At 46.0% G+C, this 22,052-nt stretch carries 18 protein-coding genes; 8 read left to right on the top strand and 10 right to left on the bottom strand.

From position 1 onward, the window contains the following. The first annotated feature begins 85 nt into the window (after positions 1–85). The 5 genes from QT984_RS23355 (at position 86) to QT984_RS23335 (ending at position 5,016) form a co-directional block, all read left to right on the top strand. Positions 86–391, top strand: coding sequence for a hypothetical protein (locus QT984_RS23355; protein ID WP_333375062.1), 306 nt, complete (start codon positions 86–88; stop codon positions 389–391). A 310-nt stretch (positions 392–701) separates the two neighbouring features. Next, positions 702–1,904, top strand: coding sequence for a glycoside hydrolase family 10 protein (locus QT984_RS23350; protein ID WP_333055546.1), 1,203 nt, complete (start codon positions 702–704; stop codon positions 1,902–1,904). A gap of 14 nt (positions 1,905–1,918) precedes the next feature. Beyond that, positions 1,919–2,596 carry a TIGR02117 family protein gene (locus QT984_RS23345; RefSeq protein WP_333055547.1) on the top strand — a complete coding sequence of 226 codons (678 nt, stop codon included), beginning with the start codon at positions 1,919–1,921 and terminating at the stop codon, positions 2,594–2,596. Positions 2,597–2,727: 131 nt separating this feature from the next. Then, positions 2,728–3,501 (top strand): 1-(5-phosphoribosyl)-5-[(5-phosphoribosylamino)methylideneamino]imidazole-4-carboxamide isomerase, encoded by a 774-nt coding sequence (gene hisA, locus QT984_RS23340; protein ID WP_333055548.1) that lies wholly within the window; start codon positions 2,728–2,730, stop codon positions 3,499–3,501. Positions 3,502–3,606: 105 nt separating this feature from the next. After that, positions 3,607–5,016, top strand: coding sequence for a cation:proton antiporter (locus tag QT984_RS23335; protein WP_333208054.1), 1,410 nt, complete (start codon positions 3,607–3,609; stop codon positions 5,014–5,016). A 144-nt stretch (positions 5,017–5,160) separates the two neighbouring features. On the opposite strand, the gene QT984_RS23330 is transcribed toward QT984_RS23335, so the two are convergent. From QT984_RS23330 to QT984_RS23295, 8 genes are all read right to left on the bottom strand, one after another. Further along, the gene (locus QT984_RS23330; protein ID WP_333055550.1) at positions 5,161–7,992 is read right to left on the bottom strand and encodes a PAS domain S-box protein; all 2,832 of its coding nucleotides are present in this window, start codon (positions 7,990–7,992) and stop codon (positions 5,161–5,163) included. A gap of 42 nt (positions 7,993–8,034) precedes the next feature. Then, positions 8,035–9,105, bottom strand: a complete 1,071-nt coding sequence (locus QT984_RS23325) for a BMP family protein (protein WP_333055551.1) — start codon at positions 9,103–9,105, stop codon at positions 8,035–8,037. Between the two features lie 252 nt (positions 9,106–9,357). Beyond that, the gene (locus QT984_RS23320; RefSeq protein WP_333055552.1) at positions 9,358–11,532 is read right to left on the bottom strand and encodes a glutamine synthetase III; all 2,175 of its coding nucleotides are present in this window, start codon (positions 11,530–11,532) and stop codon (positions 9,358–9,360) included. A 663-nt stretch (positions 11,533–12,195) separates the two neighbouring features. Beyond that, positions 12,196–12,327: a hypothetical protein gene (locus tag QT984_RS23315; protein ID WP_333375059.1), complete on the bottom strand. Its 132-nt coding sequence runs from the start codon at positions 12,325–12,327 to the stop codon at positions 12,196–12,198. Positions 12,328–12,535: 208 nt separating this feature from the next. Then, positions 12,536–13,810, bottom strand: a complete 1,275-nt coding sequence (locus QT984_RS23310; protein WP_333055553.1) for an alpha/beta hydrolase — start codon at positions 13,808–13,810, stop codon at positions 12,536–12,538. A gap of 632 nt (positions 13,811–14,442) precedes the next feature. Continuing rightward, complete coding sequence (locus QT984_RS23305; RefSeq protein WP_333055554.1) at positions 14,443–15,099, bottom strand: DUF4276 family protein; 657 nt, start codon at positions 15,097–15,099, stop codon at positions 14,443–14,445. 4 nt (positions 15,100–15,103) lie between these two features. Then, positions 15,104–16,393 carry an AAA family ATPase gene (locus QT984_RS23300; RefSeq protein WP_333375057.1) on the bottom strand — a complete coding sequence of 430 codons (1,290 nt, stop codon included), beginning with the start codon at positions 16,391–16,393 and terminating at the stop codon, positions 15,104–15,106. 250 nt (positions 16,394–16,643) lie between these two features. Then, positions 16,644–17,246, bottom strand: a complete 603-nt coding sequence (locus tag QT984_RS23295) for a 2OG-Fe(II) oxygenase (protein ID WP_333311174.1) — start codon at positions 17,244–17,246, stop codon at positions 16,644–16,646. Between the two features lie 245 nt (positions 17,247–17,491). Between QT984_RS23295 and QT984_RS23290 the strand changes: the two genes are divergently transcribed. Both QT984_RS23290 and QT984_RS23285 read left to right on the top strand, forming a co-directional pair. Next, positions 17,492–17,713: a hypothetical protein gene (locus tag QT984_RS23290; RefSeq protein WP_333055557.1), complete on the top strand. Its 222-nt coding sequence runs from the start codon at positions 17,492–17,494 to the stop codon at positions 17,711–17,713. A gap of 183 nt (positions 17,714–17,896) precedes the next feature. Next, the gene (locus QT984_RS23285; protein ID WP_333055558.1) at positions 17,897–18,256 is read left to right on the top strand and encodes a group 1 truncated hemoglobin; all 360 of its coding nucleotides are present in this window, start codon (positions 17,897–17,899) and stop codon (positions 18,254–18,256) included. Positions 18,257–18,585: 329 nt separating this feature from the next. Here the strand turns inward: QT984_RS23285 and QT984_RS23280 are convergent, their stop codons facing one another. Together QT984_RS23280 and QT984_RS23275 are read right to left on the bottom strand one after the other, a co-directional pair. Beyond that, the gene (locus QT984_RS23280; protein ID WP_333102648.1) at positions 18,586–18,921 is read right to left on the bottom strand and encodes a XisI protein; all 336 of its coding nucleotides are present in this window, start codon (positions 18,919–18,921) and stop codon (positions 18,586–18,588) included. Further along, complete coding sequence (locus QT984_RS23275; RefSeq protein WP_333102649.1) at positions 18,909–19,322, bottom strand: element excision factor XisH family protein; 414 nt, start codon at positions 19,320–19,322, stop codon at positions 18,909–18,911. Before QT984_RS23275 ends, QT984_RS23280 begins: the two co-directional genes overlap by 13 nt. A 158-nt stretch (positions 19,323–19,480) precedes the next feature. Between QT984_RS23275 and QT984_RS23270 the strand changes: the two genes are divergently transcribed. Next, positions 19,481–21,970 carry a glycoside hydrolase family 31 protein gene (locus QT984_RS23270; RefSeq protein WP_333375055.1) on the top strand — a complete coding sequence of 830 codons (2,490 nt, stop codon included), beginning with the start codon at positions 19,481–19,483 and terminating at the stop codon, positions 21,968–21,970. The last annotated feature ends 82 nt before the right edge of the window (positions 21,971–22,052 follow it).

The raw sequence follows: 22,052 nt of genomic DNA, 5'->3' as shown, positions 1-22,052 counted from the left end.
TTAAGAATTGTTTTATAAAAAACAAATCATGCACAAATATGATTTTCTGTCAACTTAATTTAGATGCGTTTACCCTGCCGATGAAATGGGTTCGCTGACAGTGGGTAAAAAAGCAGATTTTGTGCTGTATGATTTAACCAGTTTATCATTGCTGCCGCGCACCGACCCGATTGGCTTGCTAATTTTGGGGCGCCCGACTAATGCGGTAGACAGCGTTTGGGTAAACGGCAAGCAAATTGTCGCCGAAGGTAAGGTGAAAACGATCGATGTTGATGCTTTGAGGCGGGAATTATTCGATCGCAGCGAGTGGACGAGTAAGCGTCAATCGCAAACGGTGAGCGAGATTGAAGCGCACTATCGGCAAGTGATGAAACTGCAAGGTTATTCTTAGTAGGGTAAAACTGAGATGTTGCACCATTGTCAGCAACAGGCTTTCCGGCCTGTTCCACAAAAGATAAATTTTCTTGTGGAACAGGCATCTTACCTGTTCATAAAAGGATTATTGAGAATGGTGCAAGATGTGAGGTAAAACTGAGATATTGCATCATTTTGAATAAGCTTTTTAAGGGCCGGCGAGGAGCAACGGCCCACAAGAAAAAAATTCACTCTTGTGGAACAGGCCGGAAAGCCTGTTGCTGAGAATGGTGCTCTTGAGTGAGGTAAAATAGAACTCTCACAATAATCATATTTGCGACAAATTGATGATTAAACTGCACAAATGGCAGCGGATACTGGCTTTAATAGTTGTTTTTACGATCGCCCTTACCTCCTCCGCGATTTTATCTCCGCGTCTTTTGGCTCAAACCCCGCCCAAAGCCCCAACAACCGAATTGCGCGGCGTCTGGCTGACGAACATTGACAGCGACGTTATTTTCTCCCGCAACAACATCATTGACGCTGTAAATCGACTGGATCAACTCAATTTTAATACCATCTATCCCACGGTGTGGCAAGGAGGCTATACGCTTTATCCCAGCGATGCAGCCCAACGAGTATTCGGACAGTCGATCGACCCCTCGCCCGGATTGAAAGACCGAGACATCCTCAAAGAAATTATAGCACAATCCCGCCAAAAAGGTATAGCAGTAATCCCCTGGTTTGAGTTTGGTTTCATGGCTCCCGCCGAATCGGAATTAGCCACACTTCACCCCGACTGGCTGGCGCAGCGGCGCGACGGTTCAACTATTTGGAAAGAAGGCAAACACGATCGAGTTTGGCTGAATCCCTTTCATCCCGAAGTCCAGCAATTCATCTCAGATTTAATTCTAGAAATTGTCGATAATTATGATATAGATGGCATTCAATTTGACGACCATTTCGGCTTGCCCGTAGAATTTGGCTACGAGCCGTTAACCGTGTCAATGTATCAGCAACAAATCAAAAGTCCTCCCTCCAACGACCCCCGCGAAACCTTCTGGGTGCGCTGGCGCGCTGACAAAATCAACGACTTCGTGGGACGAGTTTCCCGCGACATCAAATCCCGCAAAGAAAAATGTATTGTCAGCTTATCTCCCAACCCTTTTCACTTTTCTTTACCCGCCCACTTGCAGGACTGGTTTACCTGGGAAAGACGCGGCTACATCGACGAAATTGTGTTGCAGGTTTATCGCAGCGATATCAAGCGTTTTAGTGCCGAACTGGAACGGGAAGAAGTTAAACTGGCTAAACTTAATATTCCAACTGCGATCGGCATTTTAACAGGTCTTAAAAATAATTCTGTTCCCCTCAAACAAATTCAAGAACAAGTGCAAGAAGTGCGAAAAAGAGATTTCGCTGGCGTGTCGTTCTTTTTCTACGAAAGTTTGTCGAATTGGGCGAAGGAAACCCCGGAACAGCGCAATTCTGCCTTGCAAGAATTCTTTCCCACAAAGATGCAGCGCCCGCCCTCAGAAGCCAGAATTTGAAACCCACGGTTAAAATGAGAAAAAGCATACAGCGCTTAGGAATTGTCATCTTATCTTTAAGCGCTTTCCTAACAATTGGCTATCTCACTCCCACAAAGTGGGGAAATTACTCGCAAGCAGATTGCACCATGTCTCTATACGTTTCCAGCCAAGGCATTCACACCGAAATCATTGTTCCAGTTAAAAATAAATATTTTGACTGGAATCAATTTTTACCGCTAATAGAAATAGGGCGGGAGGCGAATTCTGATTATAAATATTTGTCTTTTGGCTGGGGAGATCGAGCTTTTATGTTGGAAACTCCCACATCAGCAAGTATCAACCCAGTTACAGCTTTCAAAGCTCTATTTCTCCCTACTCCGTCTACCCTACACGTTCAAACTTATCGGGTTTTCCCCCAAAGTATAGAAACCAAATGTGTGAAAATTAGCGGCAAAAGTTATCTTAAACTGGTAAAAGTTATTAAAAATTCATTCCAATTAGACGCAGCCGGTAATAAAATTAAAATTAGCTACGGCTACGACAACAGCGATAGTTTTTATGAAGCAAAAGGCAGTTACTCTATTTGTAAAACTTGCAATGACTGGACGGCAGAAGCTTTGGAAAAAGCCGATGTCAATACTCCTTTATGGTCAACGCTTTCTTCGGCGATTATGTTTCATTTAAATAGCGGCTGCGAATGTCAAAGATAAATGGTATTAACGAATGGTAATAATGTTTTACTTTAGCTTATAAAGTTTATAATGAATGATTATGTATGGGTGGGATGTTAAAGTTGCATTGTGTTTTTTAACTGGTATAATTAGCAATTTGAGCAAAAATCATGAATGTAATTCCAGCGATCGACTTATTGGATGGAAAATGCGTCAGATTGTATCAGGGAGACTACGCGAAGTCTCAAACTTTTAACGACAACCCCGTCGAAGTCGCGAGACAGTGGGTAAGTGAAGGCGCGACAATGCTGCATTTAGTAGACCTCGACGGCGCTAAAGCCGGTCATCCAGTCAACCAAGCAGCCATTGAAGCGATCGTCCGATCAGTAGACGTTCCTTGTCAAGTAGGTGGCGGAATGCGCGATCGCGCCTCGGTTGCTGGTATCCTCAATTTAGGCGTCCGCCGCGTCATTCTCGGCACTGTCGCCGTCGAACAACCCCAATTAGTCGGCGAATTGTCCGCCGAATTTCCCGATCGAATTCTGGTTGGCATCGACGCCAGAAATGGTAAAGTTGCTACTAGAGGCTGGCTAGAAACTTCGGAAGTTTTAGCGACAGAATTGGCGCAAAAAATGGCCGAGTTAGGGGCGGCTGAAATTATTTACACCGACATTCACCGTGACGGTACTATGGAAGGGCCGAATTTGGACTCTTTACGCGAAATTGCTAACGCTATTTCGATTCCGGTGATTGCTTCCGGTGGCGTTAGTTCGATCGCCGATTTATTGAGTTTGCTGGCTTTGGAACCAATTGGTGTCAAAAGTGCGATCGTCGGTAGGGCAATTTATACCGGCGATATCTTGCTAAAAGAAGCAATTCAAGCAGTCGGACAAGGGCGGTGGCAGGATGTACCCCCAGATTTGGGTTCTTCAAGCTTTGCTTGATAATCATGTCGAGTTAACTGGCTACCCAATATGTAACAGTTATCAATTTTCCGACTCACAGTCAACAGTCAGCGTAGAATCGTATTTCTTACCATCATCGTAACCATGTTTTTGAACCATACAATTACAGCTTTAAGTTCTGGTATGGCATCCCTAGTTGCTCCCATACCTTTGTTAGCAACAGTCGAAGCCGAAAATTCGCCGATCGTTCTGAGCGGAGTTTTGCTCAGTTTGGTAGTGATTTATCTCGCCAGTAAATTAGGCGCGGAAGCGGCTAAAAAGTTCGATTTGCCACCGGTTTTGGGTGAACTTGTAGCAGGGGTAATTGTTGGCGTATCTGCTTTACACCTGGTCATTTTTCCCGAAGCAGGGCTGTCAGCCTCAGACTCAGGGATTATGACAGTTGTGCAATCGATTAATCATCTGTCTCCTGCCGCCCTCACCAGTGTGTTTGAATCGCAGAGTGAAGTCATTTCAGTGCTGGCTGAAATAGGCGTGATTATTCTGCTGTTTGAAATTGGCTTAGAGTCGGATATCAGACAACTCAAAGAAGTGGGGGTTCAAGCCGTCGTTGTCGCCTGTGCCGGCGTGGCAGTTCCCTTTGCCGCTGGTACTGCGGGCTTGATGATAATTTTCCACACGGCGGCGATTCCGGCGATTTTTGCGGGGGCTGCTTTGACGGCAACCAGCATCGGAATTACCTCCAAAGTTTTGTCGGAATTAGGACAACTCAAATCTAAAGAAGGTCAAATCATTGTTGGTGCAGCGGTGATTGATGATGTGCTAGGAATTATTGTCCTGGCTGTTGTCGCCAGTTTAGCGAAAACCGGTGAAATTGATGTTGTTAATGTCATCTATTTGATTGTCAGTGCAACTGCGTTTCTGTTGGGTTCTATTCTGTTGGGCGGCATCTTCAACAAAAGCTTCACTGCGGTGGTGGAGAAACTCAAAACTCGCGGCAATATAGTCATCCCGGCATTTGTCTTTGCTTTCTTCATGGCTTTTCTGGGCAACGCAATTCATCTCGAAGCGATTTTGGGTGCGTTTGCGGCTGGTTTGGTGTTGGATGAAAGCGATGCCCGCAACGAGTTGGATGAACTGGTGAAGCCGATCGCGGATTTGCTGGTTCCCATCTTTTTTGTAACCGTGGGAGCTCGCGCGGATTTGGGGGTTTTGAACCCAACAGTGCCGGATAATCGGGCTGGCCTTTTGATTGCCGTATTTTTGATTGTGGTTGCGATTTTGGGCAAGCTGATTACTGGTTGGGTGGTGTTTGGTCTGCCGGGAATCAATCGATTGGCGATCGGAGTGGGGATGATTCCTCGGGGCGAAGTCGGGTTAGTTTTTGCTGGCATCGGTTCCGCGAGTGGGATTTTGGATAAACCGTTAGAAGTCTCGATTATTATCATGGTGATTCTGACGACATTTTTAGCGCCGCCTTTTCTGCGGGTTGCCTTTGGCGATACAGTAGAGCCTCCTGCTAGTGGCGAACTTTCTAGCGAGAAAATCGTTTGATTACCGGGTGATATTAAGTCGGTTTTGAGGTGGTTGGGGGCGATCTGCTGGTATTGAATCACTTGGCGGCGATCGTCTCCCTTGCTACTCATTCGCCTCCTGGTTCAAACGGGGTGACAACCACTTCAGAGAATGCGATCGCAGTTATTTACCCACGAATGCTACAGCACCGCTTTGTAACACAGGAATTTCAATGCGGAACTCTGCTCCTTGATGGGGTTGAGAGAAACACTGGAGTAAGCCACCATGCTTATCAACTACAATTTGATAGCTGATGGATAGTCCTAATCCAGTTCCTTTACCAATTGGTTGGGTGGTAAAAAAGGGATTGAACACCTGTTGTCTAACAGTTTCCGTCATCCCTGGCCCATTGTCTTGAACTTGAATCACCACGTTTTTAGAACAATTGGGCCCAGTTTCCTTTGTGACTAGCTTCGTCCGAATAGTGATGCGACTGGGATTTGTTTGGATGTCTTTTCGAGAACGCTGATTGTCGTAGTTTTCTAAAGCATCGATCGCATTTGCCAGAAGATTCATAAAGACCTGGTTCAACTGTCCGGCATAGCACTCTACCAGAGGTAAGTCGCCGTAATCTTTAACAATTTCAATAGCAGGATGATCCGGTTTCGCCTTCAGTCGATTTTGCAAAATCATCAATGTGCTGTCAATTCCCTCGTGGATATCAACTGGCTTCATTTCTGCCTCATCCAGCCGCGAGAAGTTTCGTAGCGACAGGACAATTTCACGAATGCGATCGGCTCCTACCTTCATTGAAGTCAGGATTTTGGGTAAATCTTCACTAATGAAGTCCAGCTCGAACTCTTCAATTTTTTCCTGAATTTCGGTATTAGTTGGATAGGTTTGCTGGTAAAGCTGAATCAACTTTAGTAAATTTTGCGTATAGTCCGCAGTATGGCTCAGGTTGCCATAGATAAAGTTGACTGGATTATTAATTTCGTGAGCAACACCAGCAACAAGTTGCCCCAAACCAGACATTTTCTCTGCCTGAATAAGCTGTGCCTGAGTTTGCTGTAAGGTTTTGAGTGCAACCTCAGCTTCCTCTTTTGCTTGCCTTAACGCAGCTTCGGCTTGCTTGCGCTCAGTAACATCCAGTGCCAAGGATGCAACTCCAAGAATCTCTCCACCATCCCCTACTAAAGGCGTATTGAACCATTCGCAAATAATGGTTTTGCCGTCTTTCGTAAGATTTTCGTTGACGCTGTAGCGTCCTCCGGTCTCAATCAACAGCTCGTTCATAACTCGATCGACAGTCTTTCTGGTCGGCGCAGGCACAATTAATTCTGGGGGATGGTGTCCGATCGCCTCTTTCGCCGTGTAACCAAAAATCTTCTCGGCCGCTGGATTCCAGGCAGTGATTTTTAAGTTTAAATCCCATTCCACAACTGCCAGTGAAGTTTGGCAGAATAAAAAAGATAGCCGCTGCTCCGACGCTTTGAGTTCTTCTTCTGCCTGTTTCCGTTGAGTAATGTCAATCCCTGTTTTGATGATGTACTCAATTTCACCTCGATCATCGACTAAAGCAGTATCTGACCAGGCAATAAGTCTAAGTTGTTGATCTTTACTCACCCAACTGCCTTCATACTGCAGCGGAAAATTACCAGCTTTTAAAGACTCAAAAGTAGTTTTGGCTTGTCTAGCTAAGTCTGAGTTCGGGAACAAGTCCCAAAAGTAGCGCCCCTTCACTTCACTAAACGAGTAATGAGTCATTTGTTCGCAAGCTCGGTTAAAGCGAACGATTTGTCCCTGCGGGTCGAGCACAACTACCAGGGCACCTGCAATTTCAAGAATGGCTGAAACAAAATTGCGTTCCACTTCAACTGCTGTAATCAGTTCCTCTAACTGAGTTGCCATATTGTTAAAGGCGATCGCCAATGTCCCCAATTCGTTTTGGCTGTCGATGTTGACCCGCGTCTCTAATTCCCCCGCACTGAGTTCAGTAGCTGCCGTGGTTAAGCGCTGTAGCGGCACCACAATTTGCCGAATAAATAGATACCCAATGCCAACAGCGACGATCGTCACCAGCGTCAATGAGCCTCCCATAATTGAGAGCATTTGGTAAACGGGAGCATAGGCCTCAGCCGTTGGCAGTTCTACAACCACCGTCCAATTCACGCTCCGAACTAAGGTACTGGCTCCCAATACTTCTACCTGCTTTAGACCCAGATAAACATTAAGGTGCTTAGTATCTTCCGATGCTTTCAAAAATTGAAAAAAGGGACGCTTAGAAATATCTTGAAGCTGAAACGTTTCTGGCTTACTACCCTTTTGAGCAATGAGAAAATTACGCTCATCAACTACATAGACATAACCCGTCTTGCCAACCTCCGTTTGGGAAACAATAAACCAGAGAAAGTTGAGATTTATCTCTGCTAATAGCACCCCATCCACCTCATCTCGATCATTCCGAATCGGAACCGCCATAATTGTTGTTAGTTGGTTGGTTTGAGGATTAATTTCTACAGGACTGACATAATCTTCCTGCTGTTTGAAGGCACGAATAAACAGTGGCGAATTGGCTGGATTTTCTAATTGAAGCGGTTTATAGGGTGAAACTGACGCAACAAATTGTCCCTTCCTATTCAAAATGGCAACGGCTTCATAAGCATCATTATGACGAATCAACCCTTCCAACAGGCTCTGCTGCACTTGAGATTGAAAGTTGGTGAGTCCTTTGACCCTAGCTAAATAGCTCAGTTTTCGTTTCAAGTCATCTAGATAATTATCAATCTGCCCTCCTGCTGTCTGGCTACGCGCTTGTTGGAGCGATCGCGATTGCTGGATCTGGGCCTGAAAGCTGAGGTAGATCAGCAAGCCACCTGTGGGCAGTAAGCTCAGGAGAACCAAAAATATCAAACCATAGCGGAGCTGATGTGCAATAGAAAAGAAGCGTTGCCAGAGATGTGAAGGGGAGCTTTTGGCAATCGGCAGAGCGCGATCGTTGCGTTGATTTTGCATCGGACTTAAGGATCAATATTGGTAAATCAATTAATGCGCGCACTAAGGAGACACATCAATTTGGCCAGTCGTCACAGCTTCTCGGATGGTCTTGAAAGTGTCCTCTTCCTGAGACGTGAGACTACCACGGAAAGGGGCAAAGTCGTAGATCTTTTCCTTGAGCCCAAACTTGTAAAGTTTTCCTTCCCAGCGACCTTGCTGGGTTAACACTGCCACATTTAGCACCAGATTGGGAATGTCCTGCAGAACGCTAGTGAGGACTTTGCCGGGAGCCACTTCATACTGATCCTTTGTCCTACCAATCACAAAGACTCCTGGCTTTTGCGAAACGGCTATTAGGGCGGCTAACCCTGCCTCACCCGCGTTGAAAGTCAAAACATCTACTCCAGAGGCAACCATATCCGTGGCAATTTTGGTGGCTTTTTCCGTATCAACCCAAGAATCGAGAAAAGCAGTCGAGGCTTGAACAGAGGGATTCGTGGCTTTCACTCCCCGCCTAAACAATGCTTCTTCTTCTTGGTAAACGGGATAAGGTTCACCCACAATATAGCCAACTTTATTGCTTTTGGTCTTCATCGCAGCCAAAGCGCCTGTGAGGTATCCCACCTCACCCGATCGAAAAGCAACAGCCCCTAAATTTCTGTTATTCCCTGGATGCGTTGTAATCAGGGCAAATTTCGTGCGTGGAAATTCTTTAGCGAGCTTTTCGGCAGTTGTGGAATAGGCACCACTGGCGGCAATTATCAGGTCATAGCCGGACTGGGCATATTTGCGAATGATAGGTTCACTATTTTCACCGTCAATACTGTCAGTAATGTCTACCTCAGCATTAAATTTATTTTTGATTAGATTCAATCCTTCAAAGCAAGCTTGATCCCAACTTTGGTTGTCTTTGGCGCCTGTGGTGAGCATGGCCACTCTAAAGCTGCTAGAGGTGCTGGCTTCAGGGGCAGAGTCTAGGTTCGGAGTCGATCGACTGCAACTGATCGCAAAAACCAGAGCTAGAGCCGCCAGAGTCATGTGTTTCAAGAGAGATTGAATCAGCATAATAGCTTTTCGCAGCAAGGTTACTTTTTCTACGCCGATAAATTTGTTGAAGGCTATCTCAACCATCTTCAAAACTCTTACTGTAGCTGGGATTTAATGACTCTGACAGATTCAGCGTAAGCTGTCCCGCCTTTAAATTGTATATTCAGGGCGGGCAGGACGCTAGGGCCCCTACTCCCCACAAGACTTTATTTTTTTTTGACATACAATTTAAATGCTGCAACAGTTTAACACTCATTTAAGCTCAAAAACAAGTAAGGACACGGCACTGCCGTGTCCTTACAACTCTAACCTGCAATTAACCGAATTTGTTTGCTCTTACTTAACAAACAGCATTTCTTGATAAGTAGGCAGAGGCCACAAATCATCAGCCACTTCACCTTCCAGGGCATCCGCATACTGGCGAACCTCATCCATCAAAGGACGAATTGTTTGCGAAGCATATTGCATATGGTCTTCTGTCGAAGCAAAATCGTGCTTGCTCAAAGCCGCGCTCAATTTGCTCGTAGTATCCATCATGGACTTAACTAGCACCGCTACTTTTTCGGCACTTTCCTTTTCCATTTCAATTCCAATCTCTTTCAATTTAGAAATCGTGCCGGAAAGTTCAGCTAAATACCTCAAAGCTGCGGGGTAAACAATGGTTTTTGCCATGCTGATTACCAGTTTTGCTTCGACTTCAATTGCCAGCAAATACTGCTCAGCATAAACATCGTAACGGCTTTCCAATTCAACGGGAGTCAGAACACCTGTCTTTTCAAACAAGTCTTCAATGTATCCTTCCTTCAACACGGGTAAAGCATCTGCCGTAGTCCGCAAGTTAGCTAAACCCCGTTCCTCAACGGCCATTTTGTGCCATTCTTCGGAATAGCCGTCGCCACCAAATACAACCGCACCGTGCTCGTCCATCACTTCTTTGAGAATGGTTTGGATGGCAGCATTCAGTTCAGTTCCCTTAGCCAAATCGCTTTCTAATTTGTTAGCAATCCAGTCCAAAGAATCTGCAAGAATTGTATTCATCGCCACCAGCGGCCCGGAAACAGACTGACCGGAACCTACGGCCCGGAATTCAAACCGGTTTCCAGTAAAAGCAAAGGGCGAAGTCCGGTTTCTGTCTCCAGCATCCTTCATGAAAGTAGGCAATGTTTCTACACCTAAGTTCATAATTCCCCGACCTTTAGAGTCCTTAACTTCTCCCCGGCTAATTTGCCCGAAGATATCTTCTAATTGCGAACCCAAATAGACAGAGATAATTGCTGGTGGAGCCTCATTTGCACCCAATCGGTGGTCGTTGCTGGCAGTAGCAACTACCGCGCGCAATAGCGGCCCGTATTTGTGAACTCCGCGAATCACAGCGCCGCAGAACACTAAAAATTGTATGTTCGAGTGCGGTGTATCGCCTGGGTCTAATAAGTTGCCTTGGGTGGCATTCCCTACCGACCAGTTGACGTGTTTGCCGGAACCGTTAATGCCGGCGAAAGGCTTCTCGTGCAGCAAACACATAAAACCGTGTTTCTTCGCAGTGTTGCGGAGAATTGTCATGGTTAATTGTTGGTGGTCGCTGGCGACGTTTGCAGCTTCAAAAACTGGTGCAATTTCAAACTGACCGGGAGCTACTTCGTTGTGGCGGGTTTTGGCAGGAATTCCCAGCCGGTACATTCTTTCTTCTACTTCCTGCATGAAGACTTGAACGCGCTCTGGAATCGCTCCAAAATAGTGGTCGTCAAATTGCTGACCTTTGGCAGGAGGTTTGCCAAACAGGGTGCGACCTGCTAGCAGTAAATCGGGGCGGTTGTTGGTGAAATTGGCATCTACCAGGAAGTATTCTTGTTCGGAACCGCAACTGGAATTTACCGGAGCAACTTCGGTATTGCCTAATAGCTTTAACACTCGAGTTGCTGCTTTGTTCATGGCGGCAATGGAACGCAAAAGCGGCGTTTTCTTGTCTAAGGCTTCACCTGTCCAGGAGATGAAAACAGTAGGAATGCACAATGTCATGCCGTTGTCTGTTTCCATGACATAAGCAGGGCTGGTGACATCCCAGGCTGTATATCCGCGAGCGGCCGCAGTCGAGCGAATGCCGCCGTTGGGGAATGAGGAACCATCGGGTTCGCCTTGTACGAGAACTTTCCCTGCAAATTCTGAGATGACGGAACCGTCGCCTTGCACTGAGATGAAACCGTCGTGTTTTTCGGCGGTGCCGTTGGTTAGCGGGTAGAATACGTGGGCGTAGTAGAGGGCGCCTTTGGAAATAGCCCAATCTTTCATTGCTACTGCAACTACATCAGCTACGGAAGCATCGAGTTTTTGGCCGGTTTGAACGGTGTTTTTTACTGATTTGAAAATGCTTTTGGGCAGACTTTCTTGCATCTTGCTCAGAGTAAAAACGTCTGTTGCCCACATATCTTCTAGCCGCTTGGGAGGCCGACTAGGCATCAGTTTGCGGTTGACGATTTGAGAAATTGCTTGAACGCGCGATTCGTTTCCACTCATGGTTATTTTTATTGGTATTGCGGGACGAGTAGTTGAGAAAAAATAGATGTTAGCAAAAGTCTAACGATTGACGAATATGTTGTTGGATTTACCTAAGATTTTGCACCATTCTCAATAACGGGCAAGATGCCCGTTCCACAAGAGATCAATTTTCTCGCTTCACAGGCCGTCCAGCCTGTTCATAAAAGGCTAATTGAGAATGGTGCAACATATGAGATTTACCCAACATTTTTTGTCAAAGCTAACTTTTGCGAGAATGCCTTTTTTGGCAGGCTCTACAAGATTGGATGAGCGAGGCGCAATCACTTCGCCGTCCACCGGGCGTGAGAATCCAGTGTGAGATGCGGTTGGATTTCGGTTATTAGCAAGAAGATAGATGGCAAGAGCCTGTACAAACTTGAGTCAACATTATAGATGTCTGCACTGCACAAATTTAGTAATTAATCTTTACCCTGGTCAGCTCAAAAATTTTGTGCGAATCAATTCCGATGAATTCAGGTCAAAACTACTTATGGTTTTTAACGGTTCGACGATCGATAAATCGCAGTCCAGCAAACAACGCACTCGTTTAGGAGTTTTGGAGAATTATGGAGAGTACACAATCTACACTTGGAGAGTTTAAACAATCATTAACCAAATAAATGTATTGTAGGCTACAGAATTTTAGGTTTTTTTCAGAAAGGTCGATCGCACCAAGCGCACACAACCGCAGGGTTTCAGTGTAACAGGACGCGGGGCGCTCAAACTAAGGGCGATCGTACTCGCATAGGGCATAGGGCATAGGGCATAGGGCATAGGACATAGGGCATAGGGCATAGGGCATAGGGCATAGGGCATAGGGCATACCTCACTTTCTTAAGAACTGCTATATGATAAATAAAGTCTGGCAACTCTTCTAAAAGTTGGTGCGACAATTTGCCGTAGAAATCTTTACGAGATTTGGGAACTTATTAAACTGTTATAGCCGCAGTTTATTGAGCATAAATGAGTAAGTTGATAGTTTTTATTTAACTGGTTGGTAATCAGAAGACTTCAGAGTATGAGCCAAAAAGCGTTCTGTGTAGTACAAAGCTAATTGATTGCTCGGGCCATTAAAAACTGCATCAAAAGCGTGTTCAGCCCAAGGAATTTCGAGCAAAATAGCCGGTGAAGCGAAGCTATCCCGTAGGGAATCGCCCGTGGCTCGCAATCGTTGGTAGAGCGATCGACCAAACTTGGGCTGAACGATATGGTCGCGACCTGCATAAACCAGTAGAGAAGGGGGAAGATTCGGTTTAATATAATTGATGGGAGAAGCCCGACGGTAAAGCTCGTTGAGTTCGTCTGGCGTTCCTCCCAGAAAGGCACGCAAGACGGCTCGAACATTTATGGCATCAGGAAAAGGTGGGTCATTGTATCCCCGGATCAGGTCATTTGGCCCGTAATAGTTGACCACGGCTCGAACTGGAAGCACACTAGAATTATAAGCAGTTAGCATTGCTAAATGGGCACCTGCAGACCTTCCCATCAGAGCAATGCGATCGAGATCGATGTCCCAATCAGCAGCATGAGTTTTGATATAGGAAAGAGCGGCTTGTACGTCCTCAAGCTGAGCAGGAAATCGATACTTGGGAGCGTGGCGGTAAGCAATTGCAACCACACAATAGCCTTGGGCGGCCATATAACGGCTGAATTCCTCATTGGAATCGGGATTGCCTCTTTGCCAAGCTCCCCCGTAGAGTGTGATAATCGCCGGATATTTGCCAATTTGCATCGGCCGGTAAAGGTTTAATTGTAGTGAAACTCCGTCAGGTTTGGCAAATCCAATAGCCCGATCGATCCTAACCTCTCTGATGGGAATTCCTCGGAAGGCATCTGCGAGGATAAACGGTTGAGGGCGTAGCTGCGCGCGATGGGCTTGAGGAAGGGCTGCTAAATAGTTTTCCCCTAAAACTGCTTGCATTTGGGTAGCTATCGCTGTATTGGCTGCTGGGAACTGCATCAGGGGAAGCAGGCCCAGGATGAGGGCGAACAGGTTACAAATGAGTAAAATAATGTAGACTTTGCCTTGATGCCGTCTGAGCAGGTTCAGCAGAAGGGCGATCGTATTGATACCAACCAACCAAGGACTGATTTCTGGTGCTCCCACCGCCAAAGGGTACAGGAACATCGTGGGTGCTGGTACGATGATCCAGAGACTGAGAAATAGGGCGATCGTACTCAGGAACCAAGAAATAAATGGCGTGACTAAGAATGCTGCTAATAAGGGTAACTTTTTGCGGTTATTCTTGTGGATCATCGGATTTTTGCAGCCTAACTTTTAATCAGTTTAAATTAATCTGGCGGTTTTTATTGGTAATATCATGTCCGGTCGAGCGACCGCGATTTTTGTAGGGGCGGGTTCACCAACAATACCGGCCAATAATTGACCATCTCAAAAACCCGCCCCGACCGGGATATTAGAGTTAATTGATCGGACATGATATAAGTCGATCGCCTCTGGCATTACCAAACCAGCAGCTTCATTGACTCCGACATCCTGCGGCGAGCGAAAATGCTTTGCATCGTTCTATTTTCTTCTTTGGGGTTGTTCGCTGTTTCTGGGAATGTTAAGCTGAGGTTGTCCCGCTAAACTAGCTTTATGGGCTGTTATATCATGTCCGATCGATTGACCATAATATCCCGGCCGGGCGGGTTTTTGAGATTGTCAATTATTAGCAGATATTGTTGGTGAACCCGCCCCTACCTGATTTCGGGCGAAGCGAAGCGGAGGGAATCGACCGGACATGATATTACTCATCAAAAGTTTGGCTATTATTCCAATTTTGGTATTTAGACAGGACTTAGGCACGGGTGTCGAGAAACCGGGTTTTTTTACGAGTCTACTTCTTCGTGGCGCTAGGCGATTCCCAATAAAAAAACCCGGTTTCTTTACTGACTCGTTAAGCCTCGAAGTTTATCTCGAAAATAACAGAAGCTTGGTGACAAATTCTTATCTACGTCCATGTGGGGAGGAATATTGTTAGCCCAGTTTGTCTTCTCTAAACCAATTGCTTGCCCACCTTGTTGAGATAAGTTTTGTACACCACCGGAAAACACCGCCTCAGCTAACTTCTCCCATGTACCACAGATACTATCATTGGTGTAAGAATTTAGGACTGCTTCTTTTGCTCTCGGATAAGCTGCCTTAACTGCTGCTAAATCGCCTAGATACCATGCTTCTCCTTCTTCAATTGCTATGCAAAATTGCGTCTTTGGCGGAGGATTACACTTATCTACAATATCTAGTAGTTCTTTGCGAAACGTACTGAGGCATCGGTTATCTAGATCGCAAATTACAATGAGGACAAAAGAGTAATCAGGACAGTCAGATAATGTTTTACCCCATCCTTGAACAATTTTCGGAAGTAGGTCGAGCAAAATTCGTTTTTTTGCATCAGAAGTAGAGTTTATATCTTTAGGAACCTTATGCCCAAGTCCTTTGTAAGAACTGATCTTAAATGTGTGTTCGGTGCTAATAATCTTTGGGATAAGAATTTCAAGAGCCGTTTTTCCAGAAATATCCTCGACAAGTATCTCAAAGTGCATTTATTCACCTTTTATCTAGATAATCGCTGTACCAAAGTCCGCCAAGGGGCAATCCTTCAGAAACAAGGTTATTAATGAGAGGGTCTTGGCTAGCTCGTCTGATTGTAGAAAAACCATCCTCGCCCTTTTCAAGTACCCAAACCTCTTCAGGGTTAAGAGCATCTACAAAATAGGGTTGATGTGTTGTAACAAATACTTGCGATCTTTTTCGAGCTGTAGCGTGTTCTCGAAATTCTCGGACTAGAGTTTCTAAAAGCTTATGGTAAAGTCCGTTTTCGGGTTCTTCTATGCACAAAAATGGCGGTGGTGAGGGGTCTTCTAAAAGAAGGAGATAGGCAAATACCTTCAGTGTTCCGTCTGACATTTGTTGAGCATAAAATGGTTCTTGAAAACCTCGATCGTTGAACTGCAGCAGAAGTCTACCGTCTGGACTTTTAGCGGTGCTAATCTTTGCCACGCCTGGAATCTTACTAGATATTTTTTGCAGAATTGATTGGAATTTCTTAGGATGCTCTCTCTCCATAAATTGAACCACATTTCCTAGATTATCTCCATGAATATTCAAATGTTTTTGTGGCCCAGCCAGAGGTAAGCTACGGGCAGCGTCTGGTGTGAAATAGCTGAGATACCATCCTTCGATAAATCTACGAAATGCGGAAATTCTTGGGTGTTGTTTGAGCGCTCCCAAAGTAGCAATTCCCAGTTTTCGCTTGTCGTCAAGTTCAACTATTTCCTTTTCTTTACTTTCTTCTGATCTCTCACCTATTTGGATTTCTTCTATTAAATTGTTTACATCAAATTCTCCTCGCTCTTCATCAAGTAGCTGACCTCCTTCTTCACCTTTCCATGCTAAGCCCTTACCTTCATTCAGAATCAAAAAAGAATAAGGTTGTCCTTTTTTTTCGTTTTTTCTCCGTTGTCTAAGTCTTTCTTTTTTTACATACGGTCTTTCAGAAGAGTCAAGGTCTATTGCCAAATCATAGGTGATTGGTCGAGCGTTACGATCCTCTTTATAGTAAATCTGAAACTCAACACTTCCCTTTTGTCCTTGCGATCGAATTCTCTCGAAACCTCCCCGCCCACGGGCATCACAGGCTTCTTCGACTCCCCCTTTTAAGCAGTCTGCAAGAAAGCCAAAAGTGTCAAAAAGCGTGCTTTTCCCAACACCATTTTTACCGATAACGGCTGTCATTGGCGTTAGTTCCTCGGCATTTTGCGTATTCCACAGCTTGCCCATAGTAATATCACGCAGCGAGCGGTAATTTATTACCCTAAATCCTTCTATTTTTGCCACTTAAGTTCCTCTGCTTCATTAGGAATGTTATAAGTTACTCTAACCATATAACAATTCAGTAACTCTAACATTATACTTGATTTTACTTAAGCCGATCGCCCATAATGCTCGGTCTTAACCCACTCGGATCGCAGTAGTTGTTCTGGATAATCTCCTAGCACATAAGTTGGCGGTGATTGAACCGTTGATGCAAGCGGCTGGTTAAGCGTGTCCTGAATTTATCACCCTCCCAGGATCGATCGAATAAACATTACTTAATTTTTGCTTTTGCGGCCCTAGATTCCACTGTGAATCCTGGAATATCTTGCAGTTCAGTTTCGCTCAAACTGTACTGTTCGCAAACCAAACTCAAACGAGTGCCGGTACTTTTAACGGCGTTGACAGAGTGAGTCAAATCTCCTTGAAAATAGATTAGCGAGTTGGCTTGTGGCTTAATCTGGCCGACTTGCTGTTTGTTGCGCCGCAGTATCAATTCTCCTCCTTGCAAGTTCGGCGGTACTTGCACGTATAAAACGCTGACGGCTGCGGGAGGTTCAACTGTTTTGCAGTACGATCGCAAAGATCGATCGATATGCGGATCGACGCGGGAACCTTCACCCAGCAACAAAGGGTTGAGGTAAAAAGCATTGCATTCAGGCTGTAATGCTTGGTCTAGATAGGGTTTGAACAAGGGAAACCGCCGTTCTACTTCGGCGATTTCCGAACGTTGAAACACTACGGAAAACCCTTTTGTGCCAATGAAATCGCGATTGAGGTTGTTGATTGCTAGATAAGGGGAGGCTAGAATTGCTCCTCGCAAGTCGTTGAGGTAGTCGATCGAGAAAGCGTTAGGATGTTGGCTATAGTATTTCAAGGCACTCAAAAATCATCAAAGTTCAAGGAAACAGCAGATAGAAATGTAGCAATCGCTCAGACTTGGGATTGCTTCGTTTCTCGCAATGAGATAATAATGTTTATTTGTGTCCGCGTACTTAAGTCAAAGGTTTTTCTTAACTGCGGGCGATCGCCCGGAAGTCTCGCAACCGACTAGCAACGGCAGAATATCAGTATACAGGCGATCGTTGTGGTGATTCGATTATATTTGCAGTTTAATTATACATGATGCTGCTGGGAAGCCGATCGCCCATTTATTTTAACTTGTCCAATTGCAGGGGCGATCGCAATTTCCGCGATCGCATCCGGCCTCTGTTTTATCACCGATTTCTTGAGTTTGCTAGCTGGAAAACAGATGCGTGTTGCTGGTGTATAGGAAACATCTTGCTAAAACCAGCAATCCGTGCATTAGGTAAAACTGCTGGGAGGGCGATCGACAATATCTAACTGGCGAGAGAACGTTAATAAAGTTTACAATTAGAGAATGTGGTCTAAGAAATACCAGCAGTCGCAACAGTTACTCAGTAATTATTTCAGATTAAATTAACATTTCACAGTGGAAAAAAGCCAAGCTGCCAGCTATAATTAAAGAGTAAGGGAAAAAAAATAACTCGCTGAAACGATAACGATATGGCAACAACATTGTACGAAAAAATGGGTGGAGAGCCAGCCATTAAAGAGATAGTCGATGATTTTTACCGCGATGTTTTGGCTGACGAGATAGTGAGCCACTTCTTCGATCATACAGACATGGAAAAGCAGCGCCGCCATCAAACTGCTTTTATCTCCTATGCCCTTGGCGGCACCAAGCAATACTCAGGCCGTTCAATGGAGAAAGCACACGCAGGTTTGAATTTACAGCCTGAACACTTTGATGCAATTGTGAAGCATTTGACCGATGCAATAGTTGCCCACGGCGCATCCCAAGAGGATCTCGATGAAGCGCTAGGTAAGATCGCGACTTTGAAAGAGGCTGTTTTGTACAAGTAAGATCGAGTGAATGCAACTGGGTTTTTGCAGCCACTAGAATAGTGATAAAAGTGGAGATTTCGTAATTGTGAAGCGAAAGCTCCACTTTGTTTTTTGCCGGATATAATGAACCGCTTTCGAGGCGAAGGAAGTAGCCTGTAGGGTTCGTCAGCTCGCTCACTTATTAGGCAAGAAAAACGCTGCGGCCCGTGGCACCATACAATACTATTTTAAATGCGTAACAGCTTAAGTAGATTTAGTAAAGTACAGTAATTGTTCGGCCATCCATGAGAGCGACGCTGATTGTTTCTTCGGTGAAGTACAGGTTTTTAACTCTATCGCCGGCAACCTCATGCCACCGCATATCCCGTATGAGGGCGGGCGTTGGGCGGTTGAAACCCCAAGACAATCTGATCTTTCCCAATCCCGGCTTCGACTAGCTCATTTGTAATCCCATCCTCAATGCCATCGCGTTGAATCCAAATTTTGTCATCAATAATTTGGACGTGAGTTATACATCCATGCACTCGCCGTTTTTGCTGCCAACCCACATCAAACAGCATAAAGTGATTGCGATCGCGATCGACAATTAAGTGCTGATCGATTTCTCCAAAAGAATAGGGAATTTCTGCATACTTTCTTAAAATGGTCTCGATCGTTTGCCGATAAAACTCTAAGTTATCCATCTTCTAACCTCCGCTGTGTTCGCATCAAAAATTAGCAATTTTAAGTGATTAATTTCAACCATTAATTGTGGCAGCTCCTCTGAAAAAAAATCTAAAAACACGCTTTCTGGAATGGCTAAGTACAACAAACGCGCCGAATTCTGCCGCTCCAAAACTTGTGAATACATGATGTATTGACCTAGCGCCTGCTCCAAATCATGTACGGGTGATGGGCCGATAAAGCTTTTCACCTCCACTGCAATCCGCTGACCTTCTTTCTCTGCTGCCAATAACTTCTGTGCACCCAAATCTATATAAGCCGAGCGTCCTCCTATCTTCAAGGTTAAGGGATCGTTAGTAATCGTCCAACCATCATTTTCTAGAGCCGTTCTCACCGTATTGTGGTAAATGTCTTTAGCCATCTTCAGAGTACCTCATCCAACTTAATGTCGGCTCCTTGTCGCCCATTATACCCTGGCTACGGGTGGGGAATACTCAGTTTGGCTATAGTTCAGCCTTTTGCCAGATGACAACCCTTAACTGCTCATAGCAAAATCGATAATATTTCGAGTCAGAGTGTATGCCGCAATACTTCGGAAAACTCCAAACAACCGAACAGCCTTGGTCAATTATTGGCTCTGTACAATCGATCGATAAAACCGATTCCCTACGGGATAGCTGCGCTTCACGCACAATTCACTTCAACTGTACCAATTCCTCCCTAAACATCAGCATCCTCGCACCGAATTTAATCCGAGTGCGAATGTCCCCAAACCCCCCCCACCTAGGGCGGGCACGGGGGCACCGCCCCTACAAGGGGGAGGAAGAAATTATAGACCAACCCCCCCTTAGTAAGGGGGGGCAAGAAATTATAGACCAACCCCCCCTTAATAAGGGGGGGCTAGGGGGGGTAGAAAGCCGATCGCACTCAATAACAGTCCCTGACGAAGAGTGGGAAATTATACCATTTGAAGTGCGAGAAACAGACGAAAAAATAGAAATTGAAACATCACAAATATTGATTTCCGTAAAGCGCGATCGCACTTCCATCGAATGCTTCGACAAATCGGGAAAACCCTTTGCTAGCGACTGCGATCCCAGTATGGGATGGCGCACCGGCGCAACCGCAGGCTGGAAACGCATCGAAGCAGACGAACACTTCTACGGTTTCGGCCAACGCACCGGCTTTCTCGACAAACTCTCGGAAGTCAAGACAAACTGGACAACCGACTCCCTTGACTACAATTCCCTCACCGATGAAATGTACCAGGCGATCGCATTTTACATCGCCTTGAATCCCGATCGCGCTTACGGCATTTTCTTCAACACTACATTTTGGAGTCAATTCGACATCGGCGCCGAACAACCGGGGGTTTTGCGGATGGAAACCAGAGGCCCGGAACTCGACTACTACATCATTTACGGCCCGGAACCCGCCCAAATTATCGCCACCTACACGCAGTTAACCGGCCGGATGCCGCTTCCGCCAAAATGGGCGCTGGGATACCACCAATGCCGCTGGAGCTACGAATCCGAGGACATTGTGCGCGAGTTGGCGAAGGAATTTCGCGATCGGGCGATTCCCTGCGATGTCATCCACCTCGACATCGACTATATGCGCGGCTACCGCGTTTTTACCTGGAGCCCGAAACGTTTCCCCGATCCCGCGAAACTGATCGCAGACTTGAAAGCAGCGGGTTTTAAGGTTGTCACGATTGTCGATCCCGGTGTCAAGTACGAACCGGAAGCAGATTATGAAATATTCGATCGCGGTGTAGAAAATGACTATTTCGTCCGCACCGCAGAGGGAAAGCTATTCCACGGTTACGTTTGGCCGGATAAAGCGGTGTTTCCCGACTTCCTGCGGCCGGAGGTGCGCCAGTGGTGGGGCGAATTGCACAAAACCCTGACAGATATTGGGATTGCGGGGATTTGGAACGACATGAACGAACCTGCGATCGCCGAACGGCCTTTTGGTGACGGCGGCGAACACATCAGCTTTCCCCTGGATGCACCGCAAGGCCCGGAATCCGATCGCGCTACCCACGCGGAAACGCACAATTTGTATGGTTTAATGATGGCGAAAGCTTGTGCTGAGGGGTTGCAAAAAGTGCGATCTGGCGATCGATCTTTTGTGCTGACGCGATCGGGTTTTGCGGGCGTTCAGCGTTACTCGTCGGTGTGGATGGGCGACAATCAATCGCAGTGGGAACACTTAGAAATGTCGCTACCAATGCTTTGCAACATGGGGCTTTCCGGCGTGGCGTTTGTCGGTTGCGACATCGGCGGTTTTGCGGGGAATGCAACGGCTGAATTGTTCGCGCGGTGGATGCAGGTGGGGATGCTGTATCCCTTGATGCGCGGTCATTCGGCCATGAGTACGGCGCAGCACGAACCGTGGGTTTTTGGATCTCGCACTGAGAAGATTTGCCGCGAATACATCAATTTGCGCTATCAGTTGTTGCCTTACATTTACACGTTGTTTTGGGAAGCAGCGACGACGGGAACGCCGATTTTGCGACCGCTACTTTATCACTTTCCGCGCGATCGCACAACTTATCACCTTTACGATCAAGTATTACTCGGCCCGTCGCTGATGGCTGCACCTGTTTACCGGCCGGGAGTTGAGCATCGCGCCGTGTATTTGCCGGAGGGGACTTGGTACGATTGGTGGACGGGTGAATGCTATCAGGGCCCGATGCACATTTTGGCTTATGCACCTTTGGAGAGAATGCCGCTTTACGTGCGGGGCGGGGGCATAATTGCGATCGCACCTGTGAAGCAATTTGTCAGCGAAGAACCCCTTGAGTCATTGAAAATGCGAATTTGGCCCGGAAGCGGTGAATGGACGCTTTATGAGGACGATGGACACAGTTTTGAACATGAAAAAGGTGTCTGGGCTACGACTAATTACAAGGTGTATTTGGAAGGGGAAAAAATCATCGTTGAAATTGCCGCGCGCGAGGGTCAATTTTTGATATCAGAACGCGAAGTTATTGTGGAAGTTGTTGGCGTTGGCGAACAGCGATTTACAGATGATGGTACGGTGCGGCGTTTGACATTTGGATAACTTTGGCATCATATCAAATCCGGTAGCATCGTCCTGTATTCATCTCTGTATTCTCTCCCTCTGCGTTCTCTGCGCCCTCTGC

The organism is Microcoleus sp. Z1_B2 (assembly GCF_036700325.1).
Taxonomy (GTDB): Bacteria; Cyanobacteriota; Cyanobacteriia; order Cyanobacteriales; family Microcoleaceae; genus Microcoleus.
The sequence above is the reverse complement of the archived record's forward strand: the minus strand, read 5'-3'. Positions and strand labels throughout refer to the sequence as shown.

Bases quoted from the DNA above. Each gene is read 5' to 3' on its own strand.
- QT984_RS23275 (WP_333102649.1), bottom strand. From the start codon at position 19,322: ATGGCTAAAGACATTTACCACAATACGGTGAGAACGGCTCTAGAAAAT.
- hisA (WP_333055548.1), top strand. From the start codon at position 2,728: ATGAATGTAATTCCAGCGATCGACTTATTGGATGGAAAATGCGTCAGA.
- QT984_RS23320 (WP_333055552.1), bottom strand. From the start codon at position 11,532: ATGAGTGGAAACGAATCGCGCGTTCAAGCAATTTCTCAAATCGTCAAC.
- QT984_RS23280 (WP_333102648.1), bottom strand. From the start codon at position 18,921: ATGGATAACTTAGAGTTTTATCGGCAAACGATCGAGACCATTTTAAGA.
- QT984_RS23350 (WP_333055546.1), top strand. From the start codon at position 702: ATGATTAAACTGCACAAATGGCAGCGGATACTGGCTTTAATAGTTGTT.
- QT984_RS23330 (WP_333055550.1), bottom strand. From the start codon at position 7,992: ATGCAAAATCAACGCAACGATCGCGCTCTGCCGATTGCCAAAAGCTCC.
- QT984_RS23315 (WP_333375059.1), bottom strand. From the start codon at position 12,327: ATGCCCTATGCCCTATGCCCTATGCCCTATGCGAGTACGATCGCCCTT.
- QT984_RS23290 (WP_333055557.1), top strand. From the start codon at position 17,492: ATGATGCTGCTGGGAAGCCGATCGCCCATTTATTTTAACTTGTCCAAT.
- QT984_RS23345 (WP_333055547.1), top strand. From the start codon at position 1,919: ATGAGAAAAAGCATACAGCGCTTAGGAATTGTCATCTTATCTTTAAGC.
- QT984_RS23355 (WP_333375062.1), top strand. From the start codon at position 86: ATGGGTTCGCTGACAGTGGGTAAAAAAGCAGATTTTGTGCTGTATGAT.
- QT984_RS23335 (WP_333208054.1), top strand. From the start codon at position 3,607: ATGTTTTTGAACCATACAATTACAGCTTTAAGTTCTGGTATGGCATCC.
- QT984_RS23305 (WP_333055554.1), bottom strand. From the start codon at position 15,099: ATGCACTTTGAGATACTTGTCGAGGATATTTCTGGAAAAACGGCTCTT.
- QT984_RS23270 (WP_333375055.1), top strand. From the start codon at position 19,481: ATGCCGCAATACTTCGGAAAACTCCAAACAACCGAACAGCCTTGGTCA.
- QT984_RS23325 (WP_333055551.1), bottom strand. From the start codon at position 9,105: ATGGTTGAGATAGCCTTCAACAAATTTATCGGCGTAGAAAAAGTAACC.
- QT984_RS23285 (WP_333055558.1), top strand. From the start codon at position 17,897: ATGGCAACAACATTGTACGAAAAAATGGGTGGAGAGCCAGCCATTAAA.
- QT984_RS23310 (WP_333055553.1), bottom strand. From the start codon at position 13,810: ATGATCCACAAGAATAACCGCAAAAAGTTACCCTTATTAGCAGCATTC.